Origin of the sequence: Nodularia harveyana UHCC-0300, from assembly GCF_034931085.1 — a bacterium.
Classification (GTDB): Bacteria; Cyanobacteriota; Cyanobacteriia; order Cyanobacteriales; family Nostocaceae; genus Nodularia; species Nodularia harveyana.
In genome coordinates this window covers 15,615-31,115 of record NZ_JAYGHG010000001.1, presented here as the reverse complement: position 1 = coordinate 31,115, position 15,501 = coordinate 15,615, and the positions used below count along the sequence as shown (strand labels likewise).

The window sequence follows — 15,501 nt, the reverse complement described above, 5'->3', positions numbered from 1 at the left end:
TTTATCCTGGGAATTTACTTAACCTCTTACTGGGGTGACAGTTCATAGGTAGGCATAAACACTAATAGTTACTGAGTCAGGATATTAGCCAAGATTGCCCGCAAAGATTCACAATAGAATCAGAAGTGAATAAAACATCTCATCTCTTGTGCCGATACACCGCGATCGCGTTGCTAATATTCCATGACTGTGAAAACTACCGTTCAACCTACAGCACGTCTCATAGAGGTCTTTTCTGCTATTCAAGGGGAAGGACTGAATGTCGGGACACGTCAAATTTTTCTTCGTTTTGCTTTATGTGATTTGCGCTGCCACTTTTGCGATAGCGCTCACACTTGGAATGCACCCGCTACTTGTCGGATAGAGCGATCGCCTGGATTGCGCGACTTTGAAATCCACTCTAACCCTGTCCCACTACCCATGTTACTCCAATGGGTGGAAAGGCAAAACCTACCTTGTCTACACGATAGCATTAGCTTAACTGGAGGCGAACCCCTTCTTCATGCAGCTTTCTTAAAGGAATTTCTGCCCCAGGTGCGATCGCTTACCAAATTGCCCATATATCTCGAATCTGGAGGACATCGCCCAGAACAGTTAGCGATGATTTTACCCTACCTAGACTCTGTGGGCATGGATTTAAAACTGCCTAGTGTGAGCGGCGAAAGTCTCTGGCAAGAACATACAAAATTTTTACAATTATGCGCCGATTCACATCTCAATACGTTTGTCAAGATAATTATTGCTGAAAATACAAATCCAGCCGAGTTAGAACATTCTGCCGCAATGGTGGCAGATATCAGCCCAGATATCCCCGTATTTTTACAACCTGTAACACCTTTACCAGCCTCTGCACAACTTACGGAAATGCCTGTACTCGCACCTACTCCAGAAAAAGTCTTGACTTGGCAAGCTCTGATGAAGCAGTTTATACCACAAGTCCGGGTCATACCTCAAACGCATAAAATGTTAGATCAAATGTAATCATCAAGACTTTGACCTGTGATTAACCCACTTTGAATTCCGGAGTCCGAAACTGATACGGTATTTACATGATGTCAGCAAGACGTTGGATTTCCGGATTAAGCCTATTTTTATTCTTTTAGAGCAACTAGCTAGGAATTACAAGACTTTGTTCCACCCGCACAGGTTCCAGAACCAACATTATTGAGATGAAGCGCTTTCTCGCTCAAGCAGTAATCTCAAGTTGTTAAAAATTAATCAAACAAATATTATTTGGGGTTGGGAACTACCCAACCCAGCTAATAACTGCATTCTACAGTCCAGCTTCATCTGTAGTGCGAGATTTAGTTTTAGCTTTGTTAGCGCTGCGTTTGAGAGCAGAAAGTCGTGCTTCATAGCGAGACCGTTGGCGCTTGCTAGCTGTACTATCAATCATTGTTTTTAACGCACTACCGAGACTTTTGTAGGCGTTGGGGAGACTATAACCAAACCGCGTTGCTAAAGCTATGGCTTTCTCGTCAGCAACTAGTAATTCTCTAATTTGCTTTTCGCCATTATTCTTTTGATACACTCGCCAACCAGACACACCAGATAGCGCTAAAGCTAATACCAGCAATAATCCATCCTGTACCCATAATTCGCCCACAGCACCACCTAAACCAATAGCTAATGCTGCCATTTCCCAACCATCTTTGGGAATCGTATCATTTTGAATACGAGCCACTTCATGCCAAAATAAGAGATTACGCTGATCCATAGCCAGAGCATCCCATTTCACTAAGTCAATTTGAATTTCTACTTGGTCTTTACCAATTTCTTCGCAACGGATCATCGGTGGATTAACCTCGGTCGTACCTTCAACCGTGACCCAGCTCTGTAATTCTGGCGGTAGTAGACCTTTTAACCGCCGGAGTTCACTCATTTCTGCCTTGGCAAAGGAGGTTGCGTAGGATGTCATAAAATCCAGCCCTAGAAAACTTCAGTATATAGTGAGGGTATCACTTTGGAGTATAGCTATTTCGGTGATGATTCGCCTCACGAGTGGGTCAAAGTTCCTGTTACCGCCAATTATGATACTTCCATGCCGATGGCTATCTGTGGAGCGATCGCCCTACAATTGTTTGATATGATTCCTATTGTTTACCAAATCTTCATAGGTTTGTGCTATCTATACCAAAATTTAGGAAAATAAACTATGAATATCCACCGGCAGACTTTAACATCGGATTTTATTATACTTCTTTTCAAGTAGTAAATTGATGCCAACTTTAACTAAGTATCTACGTATATACTTAATATAGTAAAATTTATCTATAAAACCTCAAATTTATGGAACAACATTCTTATTAAAACAGTCATTATCACCATCCTTTTAGATGTTCAAAATACCAGCAGAAATCAGCCTAAGACTCTACTTGATATTTTGAGAGTCTTCAGAATTTTCTATTAATTATTGCTGAAAATGTATTCGGCACATCATTGGCAAGTATAATACTTAGGCAAAATCATAGACCATACATTCTATACAACGTTAATAGTGACAAAAGGTACATTAACCTTTGTACTTAATTGGCTGATGCAAAATTTACTAAATCTTCAATAAAAACCCCTGTTATTAAAGAAGCTCTGAAGAGAGAATTAAATATAGCAGCATTAAAGTGAGAAGTAGCGATTTTACTCAAAATATGCTCATGAACCACAAAAACCAGGAGACTTATAAATAATTTTGTATGCGGATTTTAATCTACTCCTACAACTACTATCCAGAACCAATTGGTATAGCTCCACTGATGACAGAACTAGCGGAGGGACTTGCCAAGCGTGGGCATGAAGTCCGCGTCATCACTGCTATGCCTAACTATCCAGAACGTCAAATTTATGAGGGTTACCGGGGTAAGTGGTATTTAAATGAATACAAAAATAATGTTCAAATCCAACGCAGTTATATCTGGATTCGCCCCCAGCCCAATCTGTTAGATCGAGTGTTGTTAGATGCTAGCTTTGTGGTTACTAGCTTTTTACCTGCTCTGTTTGGCTGGCGACCGGATGTAATTCTTTCCACTTCCCCATCACTACCTGTTTGTGTCCCTGCTGCCCTTTTAGGATGGTTACGCGCCTGTCCGGTGGTGTTAAATCTTCAAGATATCTTACCCGAAGCTGCGATTCATGTCGGGCTACTCAAAAATAAATTCCTGATCAAAATCTTTGGTGCATTAGAAAAGTTTGCTTATCACACAGCCTCAAAAATTAGCGTGATTACTGATGGATTTGTCGAAAATTTGATTTCTAAGGGGGTAGCACCTGAGAAAATTGAGCAAATTCCCAACTGGGTTGATGTGAACTTTATCCGCCCTTCGTCCCTCAAAAATAATCCTTTTCGGTCGGCACATAATCTGAATGGTAAATTTGTCGCCCTATATTCTGGTAATATTGGTCTGACACAGGGTTTAGAAACTGTGATTCAAGCCGCTTCTCAGTTACGCCACATTCAAGATATCGTCTTTGTCATTGTCGGCGAATCTAAAGGATTGCAGCGATTGCAAAAGTATTGTTTGGAGTGCGGTGCTGATAATGTCTTACTCCTTCCGCTTCAACCCCGTAAAAAATTACCACAAATGTTAGCAGCTGCGGATGTTGGCTTGGTAGTGCAGAAGCAGAATGTGGTTTCTTTTAATATGCCATCCAAAATTCAATTATTATTAGCTAGTGGTCGGGCATTGGTGGCCTCTGTACCGGAGAATGGTACAGCAGCAAAAGCTGTCAAGCAAAGTTGTGGGGGTGTTATTGTCCCTCCAGAAGACTCTAAAGCTTTAGCAACAGCTATTTTAGACTTGTATAATAATCCCGCCAAGGTTAAAGATTTAGGTGTTCACAGTCGTCAGTATGCTACGGAGCAATATGCCTTTGAGCAAGCTTTAAATCAGTATGAAGATTTATTTGATGCAGCGATCGCTAACAGTCAAAAACTTGAGTCTCGAATTGTGAGAAAGCAGGAAGTTTGACAGTTGACACGGACATGGAGGGATGATAAGACCACTTGTGGCGTGTTCCAGCGAAGTGTCAAGGAATCCTCGCTTCTTTAGGACGAGGAGGTATGTCAATGATGGCAAATATGTCTCTGGCTGATTTTGAGAAATAGTGAGGACATTCTTTTACGACTCCAACTGCTTCCTATACCCCTGGCGCTATCTCCATCAGAGGTGCTGATACTGCTAAACTGGGTTAGTCTGGCACAGGCTCATCCAAATTAGAACTTATATATAAATTTTTATTGATTTTTTGTGGGCATAGCTGCTATGGACTGACCGAGAATTTTAGATTTTAGATTAAAACAATTTGGTACAAGCACCGTTATAAATATTGAGAGTGGGGCAGATTGGCTAGAGGTAGATGAATACCGGAAATCTGAGCTAGAAAGAGATTGCTGAACTTGTCTGAAAACAAGATATTCCAGCCATTAGTTTTCCTTCAACCCCATAGACACTCGTTTTTTTGTTAATATTCAAACAAACCAACACATACACTTGCTAGGCAATTTTTTGTTTGTAAGTTGGTGATTGGAGGAAATTGTAACACAAGGGATAAAACACCTGAGGTTTAATGTCTGATTATTTCCAAGGAAATTTCCCATTACAGTCTGTCTCGGAGATCAAGAGTACACTCGGAGGACTAAAAGCCCAAACCAAAGAGGTGAGTGATAATCTGGCTGGGACAGTGGCCGCAGCAGCTTCAGACCGGAAAGCCGATGAGATATTAGTGCTAAAGGTAGCAGATGTATCTTATCTGGCAGATTACTTTGTGATCATGACCGGTTACTCTAGGGTACAAGTGAGGGCGATCGCCGAAACAATTGAAGCACAGGTAGAAACTGATTGGCAACGACGACCCCTGCAAACAGAAGGAAAAGCCGATAGTAGTTGGGTACTGCTAGATTACGGCGAAGTGATTGTACACATCATGATGCCAACAGAGAGAGAATTTTATAATTTAGAAGCATTCTGGTCTCACGCAGAACGAATCTCCCTGGCAAATTCTGATGAGGGTGGGGGTAAGCAAAAATGATTAGGCCTTCGGTTTCTCATTGTCCAGTTCCTACAGACCAACAACCCCTGAATGAATACGAACAGTTAAAAACATCCTGGCTATTTTGTGACTCCATCTTGAATTGGCAAGACTACATCATCAAAATGGCTTGGATTTGGAGTTTATCGTGGCTGGTAGCGGGTCCAGTAGCAGCAGCGAGTTTCCCCCCACACAAGCAACTTGTCCACTTTATTCTCTGTGGCGCAGCAGGCGCGAGTTTAGGGCTGGTTTTGGTACTAGTACGGTTGTTATTGGGCTGGCTCTATATACGCGATCGCCTGTACAACACCACCGTATTTTATGAAGAGTCAGGTTGGTATGATGGCCAAACATGGATGAAACCGCAGGAAGTCATCATGCGCGATCGCCTAATTGTGACTTATGAAATCAAACCCATTCTCCAGCGCTTACAATTTACCTCTGCTGGCTTGGCGGGAATGTTTCTTATTGGTACTATAATTTGGCAATTGTCATAAATCCGCGTTGGTGTTTAGTAATTCACAACTAATCACCAATCAATACCGCTATCTCGAAAATCATGCGTATTTTCGGCTTTATGGCGGTGATGCACGGTGGTTATATTGCTGCCGTGCTGTACTAATTTAAAAAAAGGTAATAAATTTTAACCCATGACAATGGGAAAACGAACTCAAGCCAAACCCTTAGAAGTCCGGCTACTGCGGGAAGGAATTACTGAATCACGGCATATCGTCGAGGCTGTTGTCTGCGACGAACGGGGACGGGTTCTATCCGTTGCCGGTAACTCTGAAACTGCGGCATTTGTGCGTTCAGCACTCAAACCATTTCAGGCACTTGCAGTCACCACAACCGGTACACTGGAACGCTATAACCTCAGCGATCGTGATTTAGCAATTATTACTAGTTCCCACAAAAGCACCATCCCACAAGTAAGACAAGTATTTAATATTCTGTGGCGGGCCGACCTTGACCCGACAGCACTCCAATGTCCGATTCCTGAAGGGAAAAAAAGCGCCCTGGAATATAATTGCTCTGGTAAACACGCCGGAATGTTAGCTGTTTGTCAACAACGACATTGGCCTTTAAATAACTACCTCGAACGCAAGCACCCATTGCAGCAGTTAATTTTAGGCAAAGTCGCAGAATTGTTGCGAATGCCAGCCGCAGAATTTCTCAGCGCTCACGACGACTGTGGCGCACCCACCTATCTCATGCAAATCAGTCAAATGGCATCTTTGTATGCTCTCTTAGCCTCTAGTAGCAACGTTGATATGGAGCGCATTGTTCGTGCCATGACTCATCATGCTGCAATGGTCGCAGGAGTGGGCGAATTTGATACCGAACTCATGCGTTTAGCTCCAGGAGAACTAGTAAGTAAATCTGGTGCCGAAGGCGTGCAATGTATTGGCCGACTGGGTGAAGGTATGGGATTGACCATTAAAGTCATGGATGGAGCCAAACGAGCCAAATATGCTGTCGCCATTCACTTACTGCAACAGATGGGTTGGATTAGTCCCAGCGCCGCCGAAAGCCTCTCAGAGAAATTTATGACCTTGGGAAAATACAAGCGTTTAGAAGTAATTGGAGAATTATCACTTTTATAGTTGCCAAACTTGAGACTTTGTGGTTATACTATAGAAGTCAAGAGGCGACGCGGGATAGAGCAGTCTGGTAGCTCGTCGGGCTCATAACCCGAAGGTCAGTGGTTCAAATCCACTTCCCGCCACCAAATAAAATATAAAACAAAACCTTGTAAGCTATATAGTTTGCGGGGTTTTGTTTTATGCTGATGATCAGCTATGAACAAATTGACACGAAACTCAAAAAGCTTGGGAGTTAATTTTGGCTACGGCTATAGATGAAGAAAAGTATTTCTGTTCACCTGTAGAAGATGGAAAGGTAGAATTTTGATCTATTCTGAAAGAGAAACTTGACGAAAAGCGCGGAGAATCATGGTTGTGAAGTTGCAGCGACCGATTTTGGTAGGAGGATTGGGACTATCCTTTTCCCTGTGGATATTACAAAGCTGGCATGATTCCATAGTGCAGCTGAGTGAGTTTGGTTTATTTAGTGCCTTGGCTGTGGGTGGTGGTTTGTGGTTATTCCAGAAAAATCGCCCAAAAGCTAGTTTAGAGTCGCTAGATGGTATTGTTGTAGATCGGTCAATGGTAGAAAGTGCGATCGCTACAACACAAACCATAATTAACCAACTGGCAATAGAAGCAGAACACCATATAGCCTTAGAGACATTACGCTCAGAAGTAGCTCAATTGCTGCCCGAATTAGACAGACAAGAAATTCAAGTGGCTGTGACTGGCGGTAAATCTGTAGGTAAAAGCACTTTAATTCCAGTGCTGGAGTCTAGCAGTTGGCAAGAAACACAGCCAAAAGTCAGTTTTTGGGAAACACCACCTTTGTTTCAAGAAGTCGGCGAAAATTTCGATAAAGCTGTTTTAGCCCAAGTACAAAAATCTGATTTGGTCTTGTTCCTCATCAACGGTGACTTGACAGACTCGGAATTTCAAAGCCTACAGCAGTTAAAAGTAGCAAATCAGCCGGCTATTTTAGTTTTCAACAAACAAGACCAGTATTTAGCCGATGAACGTGCTAGTGTTTTGCTGTCATTAAAACAGCGAATACCAGACAATGTAGTTGCAACGGCGGCTTCTCCCATTCCCATCAAAGTCCGGAAGCATGAAGCTGATGGTAACTTCCAAGAATGGATGGAACAACCAGCCCCAGAAACCCAGCAGTTAACACAACAATTGAGTGAAATTGTCGCAGATAAAGGACAACAACTCGTGTGGACAACTGCTTTGAGAAAATCCAAGTTGTTGAAAGCTGAAGCGAAAAACTGGCTAAATCAAACTAGGTGCGATCGCGCCACCCCAATTATTGAACAATATCAATGGATAACTGCGGCTGCGGCCTTTGCTAACCCAGTACCAGCCCTAGATATTCTCGCCACTGCGGCCATTAATGCTCAAATGGTCATAGATTTAGGTAATATCTATCAGCAGAAGTTTTCTTGGGAACAGGCGCAAACTTTAGCCGGAACAATGGGAGGTTTAATGCTGAAACTGGGTTTAGTAGAACTTTCCACAAAAGCTGTCAGCATCGTTCTCAAAAGTAACGCCATCACCTTTGTGGCTGGTGGTGTAGTCCAAGGCGTAAGCGCAGCTTATCTAACCAGAGTAGCCGGCTTAAGTTTAATTGAATATTTTGCACAGCAGGAAGTAGCCCTAGATTCAGGAACCGCTTTGAACTTAGATAAATTGCGGCAAACTTTGCAAAACGTCTTTCAGCGAAATCAGCAAATGGGTTTTTTGCCAGAGTTTGTTCAGCAAGGCGTGAAGCGTTTATCACCACAATCACAACCTGAAACTGTATGATAACTTCGCGCAAAGTCGTCAAGACGCATAATATAAACTTTGCGCCTTTGCGCCTTTGCGTGAGAATAATCTTTAAAAATCTAAGAAAATATATTCAGTTTTAAATAAATGAGTATTTCTTCTTGTATTTTTTCCTTTTTTTCTGGCTCAGGTTTCCTAGATTTAGGCTTTGAAAGCACAGGTTTTAATATTGTCTACGTGAATGAAATATTTAAACCATTCATGAAAGCATATCGCTATTCACGGGAAATCCTGAAACTCCCACAGCCAGAATATGGATATCACGAAGGGGAAGCCGCAGACGTAAGCAAACTGATTACAGGGACAGAAGCTCAACGCCTATATGAATTAGTCAAAGACTGCCGCAAGTCTGATCATATAATTGGTTTTATTGGTGGTCCCCCATGTCCTGACTTTTCTGTGGGGGGAAAAAATAAAGGAAAATTAGGAGATAATGGTAAGCTTTCGGCTGACTACGTAGAATTAATTTGTCGAAATTTGCCAGATTTTTTTCTATTTGAAAATGTCAAAGGTTTATGGCGGACGACAAAACACAGGTTATTTTTTGAGTCTCTCAAGCAGCAGTTAATTCAAGCAGGATATATATTAACAGAGCGGTTAATTAATACTATTGAATACGGTGTACCCCAGAATAGAGAAAGAATTATTCTTATTGGTTTTCGAGATAATTTGATTAAAAACATTGGAATTAATCACTTCATAGCTGAATTACATTTTAATTGGCAAAAGCAAATTTTATATCCTCAAGAAAAGGTTTTTAATTATCCTTGGCAAAAGTGCGAAACATTCAAAGAAAATTCTATAACATCTTGTCCTGAAGGTATACCGGAAAAACTAACCGTTGAATATTGGTTTAGACAAAATGATGTTTTGCTTCATCCCAATGCTCAACATTATTTTAAACCTAGAGCAGGTATTGTCAAATTTGCGGCTGTTGATGAAGGAGATGTTTCTAAGAAGTCTTTTAAACGTCTGCATAGATGGCGTTATTCTCCGACGGCTTGCTATGGTAATAATGAGGTACATTTACATCCCTACCAAGTCCGACGCATTTCTGTAGCAGAAGCTTTGGCTATTCAATCTTTACCTGCAAATTTTGTCCTTCCAGAAGATATGTCATTGACTAATATGTTTAAGACTATTGGTAATGGTGTACCCTATTTAGCATCAAAAGCATTAGCTCAAACTATTCTCGATTTCTTAATAACTAAGAATTGGCATTCTCTAGCATGACATTAACCTGGTGCTGAAGGGGTTCAATGAGCAGTGAAGCATAAAGTTACATATTAAACCTCAAACCCATACTTTTCTTTTAAAAGATTTATTAATTTTTCATCGGGCTTTTCTCCATAACATGAACCAACGACTTTACCATAATCTTCTAAATCAATATTTTGAGTCGATTCAAGTGCATTCATAAATTCCTTTTCTTTACTAGGTTCTATGTAAAGGAAATAATATGCCCATCTACCAGTACTATCCTTAGCTTTGAGCTTATGAATGCAGTTACCTTGTCGAGCTAAAAATCTATCTTGATTGCTATTAGAAGAATTATGTCTAATTTGGTTGGAATTGTTAGCATTCCATTCTTTTGCTCTAGATAAAGCATCATTTACTGCATCACGTACTTGCTTTTTCTGATGATTTTTTAGAGATTTTAAAACCTCTATCCCTTGAGAATTTGCAATACCTGCCAGTGCATAGGCATAAGCATTAATCTGGGATTGTTCACTGATGCTATGAATAAGTCTGTATTGAAGTTCTTTTAAATTACCTATCCCCATTAATGCTAGAAAACATCTTCCAGGTAAATCATATTTTTTAGTGTCTTTTTCAAATGGTTCTTGAGCTTCTTCTCCAAGTTGAGATATCACCTTGAAATTATCAATAAAAGCTAAATAAACTAATGCTTCGTCACGTTCTTTAAAAACAGCCATATCGTCATGAAAAATTTTTAGAAGTGGCTCTATCATTTCTTCTACAAAACATCCTAATCTTCCCAGGGCAATAGCAACAGAGCGTTTTCCTTCGATAGGCAAATCAGAACCTATTAAATATTTCAGCACTACAATATCTTGGGGACGATTAAGAGGCATCATGACTGGTAGCTGTTTTTGAGGCTTAACGCCATCTGCCACAATTGCCCATTCATATATCCAGTTTGCTTGAGCAAATACAGCCTTTTCGTAATTATAATTACATTTACTCAAGATTAAAACTGCCCAACCTCTGGCAACAACGTCTTGTTTATTATTTGTAGCAAATCCCCGCAGAATATCTAGTTCTTTTTCGGTAAAACGATAAACTGTATAATTGCTACTATTTTCACATGATGCTGTTAACCATCTTAAAGCCCAGAGCGCAGTAGTTGAAACTGCATTGTTATCTGTTACATTCTCACTAATAATTTTAAGCAGAATTTTAATTGTCAAACTTAACAGTTCTTGTGGCAAAAAATCTATTTCTATGAGGTTATTGTTTAGATGTGGAAGAAAAAACTCGTTAACCAATTTAAGCCCTGCTTTAACACGATCTTCAACTAATCTAGCATTAGTCAACTTTTCTAGAAGAGGATTTAACTTTTGATTAGAATTTCTAGCATTGAGGACTTCGATGTCATTCAGAGTATACATAAAAAGACATCCAATTGTAGTGCGATGTCTATCATAAGCTGAGATATAGCTTTGTATCAATCTATCTTGACATATTTTCGCAAAATAGGAAGAACGCAGTAATTTCTCAAAAGCTTTGTCGATCCTGGTAATTGGTTTACTGGTGCGACCATCATTTTCGTTGAGAGTTTTTATTGCATTATCAATAATAAATTCAACTGTTTTCTCTTCAAGCTCATTTTCTGTTGCTTCTTCAGCTAAGTATTCTAATGCAAATAGAGCTAATGCACGAGATTGCTCCTTTGATTTATCGAGCCGTAATAGCCTATTTATTACATAATCAGTCGAAACGGTTCTTGAATCTTCTGTTTGAGTAGATGTTTGCCTTAGTTTAGTAAGTGATAAAATGACCAATTCTTTCCATTGAAAATCCACAACAGGCTCAGTTATGCGGCTTGCAACAAAATATTCAATAGTTTCATCTTGGATTGGAATATGTTGAATTTTTTGACTTAATTCACTCCAAATTATTGAATTTTCTTGTTGATTTTGATTTTTTAATAATTCTATTTTTTGATAATTTTCCTTTATTTCTTGTTCACATTTCTGAATTTCCTTTTCGCACTCAAATTTTTTGCCTGGACTATCAGTAGTAGCTTTTTCGATTCCAAAATAGTGCTTTCTTCTTTGTAATTCACTTATAATGCTCTCTAGATTTTTTATTTCCTCTTGTTGATAATCCATTGAAATACTCCGTTTTTATTTGAATACTACAGATAACGTGTTTTTTCCATTTTGAATACTGTACGACCTAAAAGCGTAATTTCTGTAACTTCCTTTCGAGGGTTGTCTTTAATGTCGTGATTCTTTCGTACCTCAAGTTTTATTTCAGTTGCTTGAGGCTCTATAACTTTGGGACTGGTATCGATTGAAGTAAAGCAATTGTATAAGCTGCTGCAACTGCTGCTGCATAAGAGTGCCAATCATCATTCTTATTTGAATCACAATAGTCACAAATTCCACGCACAACTAAATAACCAATTTCATAATTCCAAGTTGTGTCAGCAATTCCCGAACTTTCCATTTCAACAGCTTTAACTCCAAACTTATCTCGAAGTTGATTTCGTTTGACTGGATTTTTTAAAAGTTTGTTAGCTGAAGCAATAGGAGCAAAGAAAACTCTTGGTTCACCATCTTTGCGTTTAGAATCTTGGGGATGTTGAATTACAATACTGGGATTAGTTGAATCGCTGAGGATATCTTTGTCAATTGAAGGACATTGCTCATCTTCTGAAAGTGCTTTATCAATAAATTTTAACCAGGGTTTATCTCCTAACCTCTCACCCACTTGTAGAAGTCTTACTTGCTCTATTAATGAAGCACTAGGAGGTCGAGGGGAATGTCTATGGACAGTTTCCGTAATTGTTTCTTTATCAAAATCGTATTGAATAACACCTTCTCCATTAGAAATAACTATATCTCCAAGGCGAACATGGTGATCTGGTTTTTCTGGATAAGGAATTCCTCCTGCGATTCCTACCATAATAACCGCTTCAAGATCAGGAAAGTGATTGAGTAGTAATGATGCACGAATTGCTGCCACATTATTTCCCATTGATGCTAGGCACAAAACAATAGTATGTTTTCCTCCCTCTTCTGTAAAAACATCTCCTAGATGATATGAGCGACCTCCATTTCTTCCAGGAAAATAAACCTTCTCAAGATTTTTAAGTAATTTTATTACTGCTGCATATTCTTCTGGCAAAGCTGTAACAATTCCAATTTTTGGTTTTCTTTCACTCTTATCAAGAGTAGATAACGATGAGCCAGAAAATTGAGTAGTATTTAGTTGGTTTTTTATTAGGTGATACTCCTGCTTAATAGACTCTATTTCTGTGTTTATTCTCTGAATTTCTTCATTACATCTTTGAATTTCTTTTTGGTATTCAAGTCTTTTCCCTAAACCATCAATACTAATTATTTCGATTTCAAAAGCGTATTTTCTTTCTTGCCAGCTACTTTTGGCTTTTTCTAGGTCTTCTAAGACTTGCTTTTGATATTCTGCTGACATTGCCTATCTCCGAACTATTCTTTTAATTTTCTCCCAAGCTTTGTACATCAATCCCTCTGTCTCCATCTCTAGTTCGTAAGATGCGATCGCAGGAATTAACGGCAAAACTAACTTCAACTTGGCTGAAGCTGCTTTATCTTGTTTTTCTAATTTGTCTCGAATTTCTTGCAGTAGAGAAATTAATTCTGAAGGATAGGTAGTAGGATATATCTGTTCAATAGATACAACCGCTTTTTCTACCTTAACCAGTTGGATTTCAGCTTCCTCATCAGATATAATAATTGCTTCTTGTGGGTAAAGTTCCCAGTATTCTGTTTCGTATTTACGAATAGCAGGGAGAATCTCTCGTTTAATACGCTGCTTTATTTCAAAATTCGCAGGTTTACTACCATTAATAATTAACTCTTTTTCAAACTCCCCCAGCTTTTCGTAGAGTAAGTCCAAAATATCTTTTAAGTCATTTAGTCTATCGTAATCGCTCATAGTTTATTTTTAATTGATATAAATGCTGTGTTTCGGTAGTAATAGTCATGCGAAGCAAGGGTTGCAGCCTTAGCGTAAGTTTCTACACGGATGCTCATTTGACCCCTAAGACAATTAATTATCTCTCTCCAAAGATAAATTTTGAGGCTTTTTACCAATAAATGTTTCTCTGGCAATGTTCCCAACTCTTTGAGTTGCTACCCCATCAACAGACGCTCCAATAACACCACCAACAATAGGAACTACACGGCCTAAAACAATCGCACCTTTTTCACTAAATTTAGTGATGAGTTTAAACCCAACTCTTTTGTTGATTTCTCCTATCGTCTTTTTAGAAATACTGTTGATGACTGAAGTTGTTAATTTTTTACCAACTACTATTCCTGACTGTTTGAAAATATCTTTGGCAGAATTTCCAGCCAAACACGCATAAATTAAAGTTTTAACCTTATCGTCGTTAAGATCGTATCCACCCATGTAGGCGATAGCTGCAATCATTCTGATATGAACATACATTACACTGGCGAGATTAGCAGGTACAGCAACAGGTAACGTTATCAGACCACCCAAACCAGTAAGAAAGCCCGATGTTCCAGCTTTGACAATTTGCAATTTGATTAGAGCATTGACATTATCTTCTAAATAACCCCCTCTATTAAGATAGTTTTCAGCCATTTTTGATGCAGAATCAAAACCAGGTATTCCATTAATCGCTCTTTGATAGAGCCATTCAAAAGTCTTCTCAATAGTCGATTGATTTAATTCTTCAGTCATTGTTTACGAAATTTCCCATTTGAGTTTTCTGTCAACCATTCTGTATTATTAAATATTTTGTTATTTTTCCTAATCACGCTAGGAGGAGAATTTTGTCAGACAAAGATGCTTACAAATTAGATTTCACTTTCATAACCTGACAACTGTCTAATGTCAAGTTTAATACTTGGGAATGGGGTTTTAATAAAATAGACCAAACTCACTCCCAGCCTTCTTAGTAAGGAGAGGGGAGAATTGGACTTGCATCTAGGGCGGGGTGTTTAATTGATTTTCCTGAAAGATACTTAGGGCTTGGCTGGGAAAACTAGGTCAGCAGGTTATTTTCAGGTTCAACCCAGAAGATATGTGTTTTAATATATATATTAAGAAATGTCTTAATTTTTTATAAACTTTAATAATCAATATACTGGCAAAACATCCAATGGCAGCAGACTATCCTGATATTGATATTGCGCCATTTATCGATCATTCTCTGCTGATGCCAACGGCTACTCCAGAGCAGGTTGAGCAATGGTGTGAAGAAGCAGACAGATTTAACTTTGCGGCGGTTTGTCTTCACCCGTCCTATGTGAAGCAAGCAGCAGAACTCCTCCACGGCAAAAAACCCAAAGTTTGTACTGTTATTGGCTTTCCTATGGGGGCGACAACTTCAGCAGTGAAGCTCTATGAGGCTCAGGAAGCTGCGGAAAATGGCGCGACTGAGCTAGATGTAGTAATTAATTTGGGTTGGTTGAAGGCGGGCAAAACTGAAGCAGTTCACCGGGAAATTGCGGAAATCTGCGAGGAAACGGGGCAAACCATCAAGGTGATTCTGGAAACTAATCTGTTGACTGATAGGGAAAAAAAACTGGCTGCGGAAATATCTATGGAAGCCGGGGCGGGATTCTTAAAAACTAGTACGGGTTGGAATGGTGGTGGGACTGTGGCGGATGTGCGGCTATTGAAGGAAATCACCAAAGAAACCGTGGGAATTAAAGCTTCTGGGGGTATTCGCACCTACAATGAAGCTATAGAGCTGATCCTAGCTGGCGCTACTAGATTAGGTACGTCTCGTAGTCTGGATTTGCTCCGCCAGCGCGATAACCTGGATAAAGAATAGTCATAATTTTTATGTCTTTTGTCATGG

At 39.5% G+C, this 15,501-nt stretch carries 14 protein-coding genes and 1 tRNA gene; 10 read left to right on the top strand and 5 right to left on the bottom strand.

Annotation, left to right across the window (positions count from 1 at the left end):
* Positions 1-183 precede the first annotated feature (183 nt).
* Complete coding sequence (locus VB620_RS00140) at positions 184-981, top strand: 7-carboxy-7-deazaguanine synthase QueE (RefSeq protein ID WP_323194094.1); 798 nt, start codon at positions 184-186, stop codon at positions 979-981.
* Positions 982-1,273: 292 nt separating this feature from the next.
* Here VB620_RS00140 and VB620_RS00135 read toward each other — a convergent pair whose 3' ends face one another.
* The gene (locus VB620_RS00135; protein ID WP_323194093.1) at positions 1,274-1,918 is read right to left on the bottom strand and encodes a DUF3318 domain-containing protein; all 645 of its coding nucleotides are present in this window, start codon (positions 1,916-1,918) and stop codon (positions 1,274-1,276) included.
* 45 nt (positions 1,919-1,963) lie between these two features.
* Here VB620_RS00135 and VB620_RS00130 point away from each other — a divergent pair, with 45 nt between their 5' ends.
* The 8 genes from VB620_RS00130 (at position 1,964) to VB620_RS00095 (ending at position 9,668) form a co-directional block, all read left to right on the top strand.
* Positions 1,964-2,152, top strand: a complete 189-nt coding sequence (locus VB620_RS00130; RefSeq protein ID WP_323194092.1) for a hypothetical protein — start codon at positions 1,964-1,966, stop codon at positions 2,150-2,152.
* Positions 2,153-2,690: 538 nt separating this feature from the next.
* Positions 2,691-3,962: a WcaI family glycosyltransferase gene (locus VB620_RS00125; RefSeq protein ID WP_323194091.1), complete on the top strand. Its 1,272-nt coding sequence runs from the start codon at positions 2,691-2,693 to the stop codon at positions 3,960-3,962.
* A 598-nt stretch (positions 3,963-4,560) separates the two neighbouring features.
* On the top strand, positions 4,561-5,022 hold the full coding sequence (gene rsfS / locus VB620_RS00120; RefSeq protein WP_323194090.1) for a ribosome silencing factor: 462 nt from the start codon (positions 4,561-4,563) through the stop codon (positions 5,020-5,022).
* Positions 5,019-5,519 carry a CGLD27 family protein gene (locus VB620_RS00115; protein WP_323194089.1) on the top strand — a complete coding sequence of 167 codons (501 nt, stop codon included), beginning with the start codon at positions 5,019-5,021 and terminating at the stop codon, positions 5,517-5,519. The genes rsfS and VB620_RS00115 overlap by 4 nt, the downstream gene beginning before the upstream one ends.
* Positions 5,520-5,672: 153 nt before the next feature.
* Complete coding sequence (locus VB620_RS00110; protein WP_323194088.1) at positions 5,673-6,626, top strand: asparaginase; 954 nt, start codon at positions 5,673-5,675, stop codon at positions 6,624-6,626.
* Between the two features lie 48 nt (positions 6,627-6,674).
* Positions 6,675-6,751: transfer RNA gene (locus tag VB620_RS00105), tRNA-Met, on the top strand.
* Between the two features lie 223 nt (positions 6,752-6,974).
* Positions 6,975-8,414: a YcjF family protein gene (locus VB620_RS00100; protein ID WP_323194087.1), complete on the top strand. Its 1,440-nt coding sequence runs from the start codon at positions 6,975-6,977 to the stop codon at positions 8,412-8,414.
* A 108-nt stretch (positions 8,415-8,522) separates the two neighbouring features.
* Positions 8,523-9,668, top strand: coding sequence for a DNA cytosine methyltransferase (locus VB620_RS00095; protein ID WP_323194086.1), 1,146 nt, complete (start codon positions 8,523-8,525; stop codon positions 9,666-9,668).
* A 53-nt stretch (positions 9,669-9,721) separates the two neighbouring features.
* On the opposite strand, the gene VB620_RS00090 is transcribed toward VB620_RS00095, so the two are convergent.
* From VB620_RS00090 to VB620_RS00075, 4 genes are all read right to left on the bottom strand, one after another.
* Positions 9,722-11,791, bottom strand: a complete 2,070-nt coding sequence (locus tag VB620_RS00090; protein WP_323194085.1) for a hypothetical protein — start codon at positions 11,789-11,791, stop codon at positions 9,722-9,724.
* A gap of 160 nt (positions 11,792-11,951) precedes the next feature.
* Complete coding sequence (locus tag VB620_RS00085; protein ID WP_323194084.1) at positions 11,952-13,118, bottom strand: 5'-methylthioadenosine/S-adenosylhomocysteine nucleosidase family protein; 1,167 nt, start codon at positions 13,116-13,118, stop codon at positions 11,952-11,954.
* 3 nt (positions 13,119-13,121) lie between these two features.
* On the bottom strand, positions 13,122-13,601 hold the full coding sequence (locus VB620_RS00080; RefSeq protein ID WP_323194083.1) for a hypothetical protein: 480 nt from the start codon (positions 13,599-13,601) through the stop codon (positions 13,122-13,124).
* Positions 13,602-13,715: 114 nt separating this feature from the next.
* Entirely contained in the window at positions 13,716-14,375 is a 660-nt protein-coding gene (locus tag VB620_RS00075; RefSeq protein ID WP_323194082.1) for an EcsC family protein, read from the bottom strand.
* A 421-nt stretch (positions 14,376-14,796) separates the two neighbouring features.
* Between VB620_RS00075 and deoC the strand changes: the two genes are divergently transcribed.
* Positions 14,797-15,474: a deoxyribose-phosphate aldolase gene (deoC, locus tag VB620_RS00070; RefSeq protein WP_323194081.1), complete on the top strand. Its 678-nt coding sequence runs from the start codon at positions 14,797-14,799 to the stop codon at positions 15,472-15,474.
* Positions 15,475-15,501: the final 27 nt, after the last annotated feature.

Excerpts from the sequence above, each read along its gene's own strand:
- VB620_RS00140 (WP_323194094.1), top strand. The coding sequence starts at position 184 with ATGACTGTGAAAACTACCGTTCAACCTACAGCACGTCTCATAGAGGTC.
- VB620_RS00135 (WP_323194093.1), bottom strand. The coding sequence starts at position 1,918 with ATGACATCCTACGCAACCTCCTTTGCCAAGGCAGAAATGAGTGAACTC.
- VB620_RS00125 (WP_323194091.1), top strand. The coding sequence starts at position 2,691 with ATGCGGATTTTAATCTACTCCTACAACTACTATCCAGAACCAATTGGT.
- rsfS (WP_323194090.1), top strand. The coding sequence starts at position 4,561 with ATGTCTGATTATTTCCAAGGAAATTTCCCATTACAGTCTGTCTCGGAG.
- VB620_RS00115 (WP_323194089.1), top strand. The coding sequence starts at position 5,019 with ATGATTAGGCCTTCGGTTTCTCATTGTCCAGTTCCTACAGACCAACAA.
- VB620_RS00110 (WP_323194088.1), top strand. The coding sequence starts at position 5,673 with ATGACAATGGGAAAACGAACTCAAGCCAAACCCTTAGAAGTCCGGCTA.
- VB620_RS00100 (WP_323194087.1), top strand. The coding sequence starts at position 6,975 with ATGGTTGTGAAGTTGCAGCGACCGATTTTGGTAGGAGGATTGGGACTA.
- VB620_RS00095 (WP_323194086.1), top strand. The coding sequence starts at position 8,523 with ATGAGTATTTCTTCTTGTATTTTTTCCTTTTTTTCTGGCTCAGGTTTC.
- VB620_RS00090 (WP_323194085.1), bottom strand. The coding sequence starts at position 11,791 with ATGGATTATCAACAAGAGGAAATAAAAAATCTAGAGAGCATTATAAGT.
- VB620_RS00085 (WP_323194084.1), bottom strand. The coding sequence starts at position 13,118 with ATGTCAGCAGAATATCAAAAGCAAGTCTTAGAAGACCTAGAAAAAGCC.
- VB620_RS00080 (WP_323194083.1), bottom strand. The coding sequence starts at position 13,601 with ATGAGCGATTACGATAGACTAAATGACTTAAAAGATATTTTGGACTTA.
- VB620_RS00075 (WP_323194082.1), bottom strand. The coding sequence starts at position 14,375 with ATGACTGAAGAATTAAATCAATCGACTATTGAGAAGACTTTTGAATGG.
- deoC (WP_323194081.1), top strand. The coding sequence starts at position 14,797 with ATGGCAGCAGACTATCCTGATATTGATATTGCGCCATTTATCGATCAT.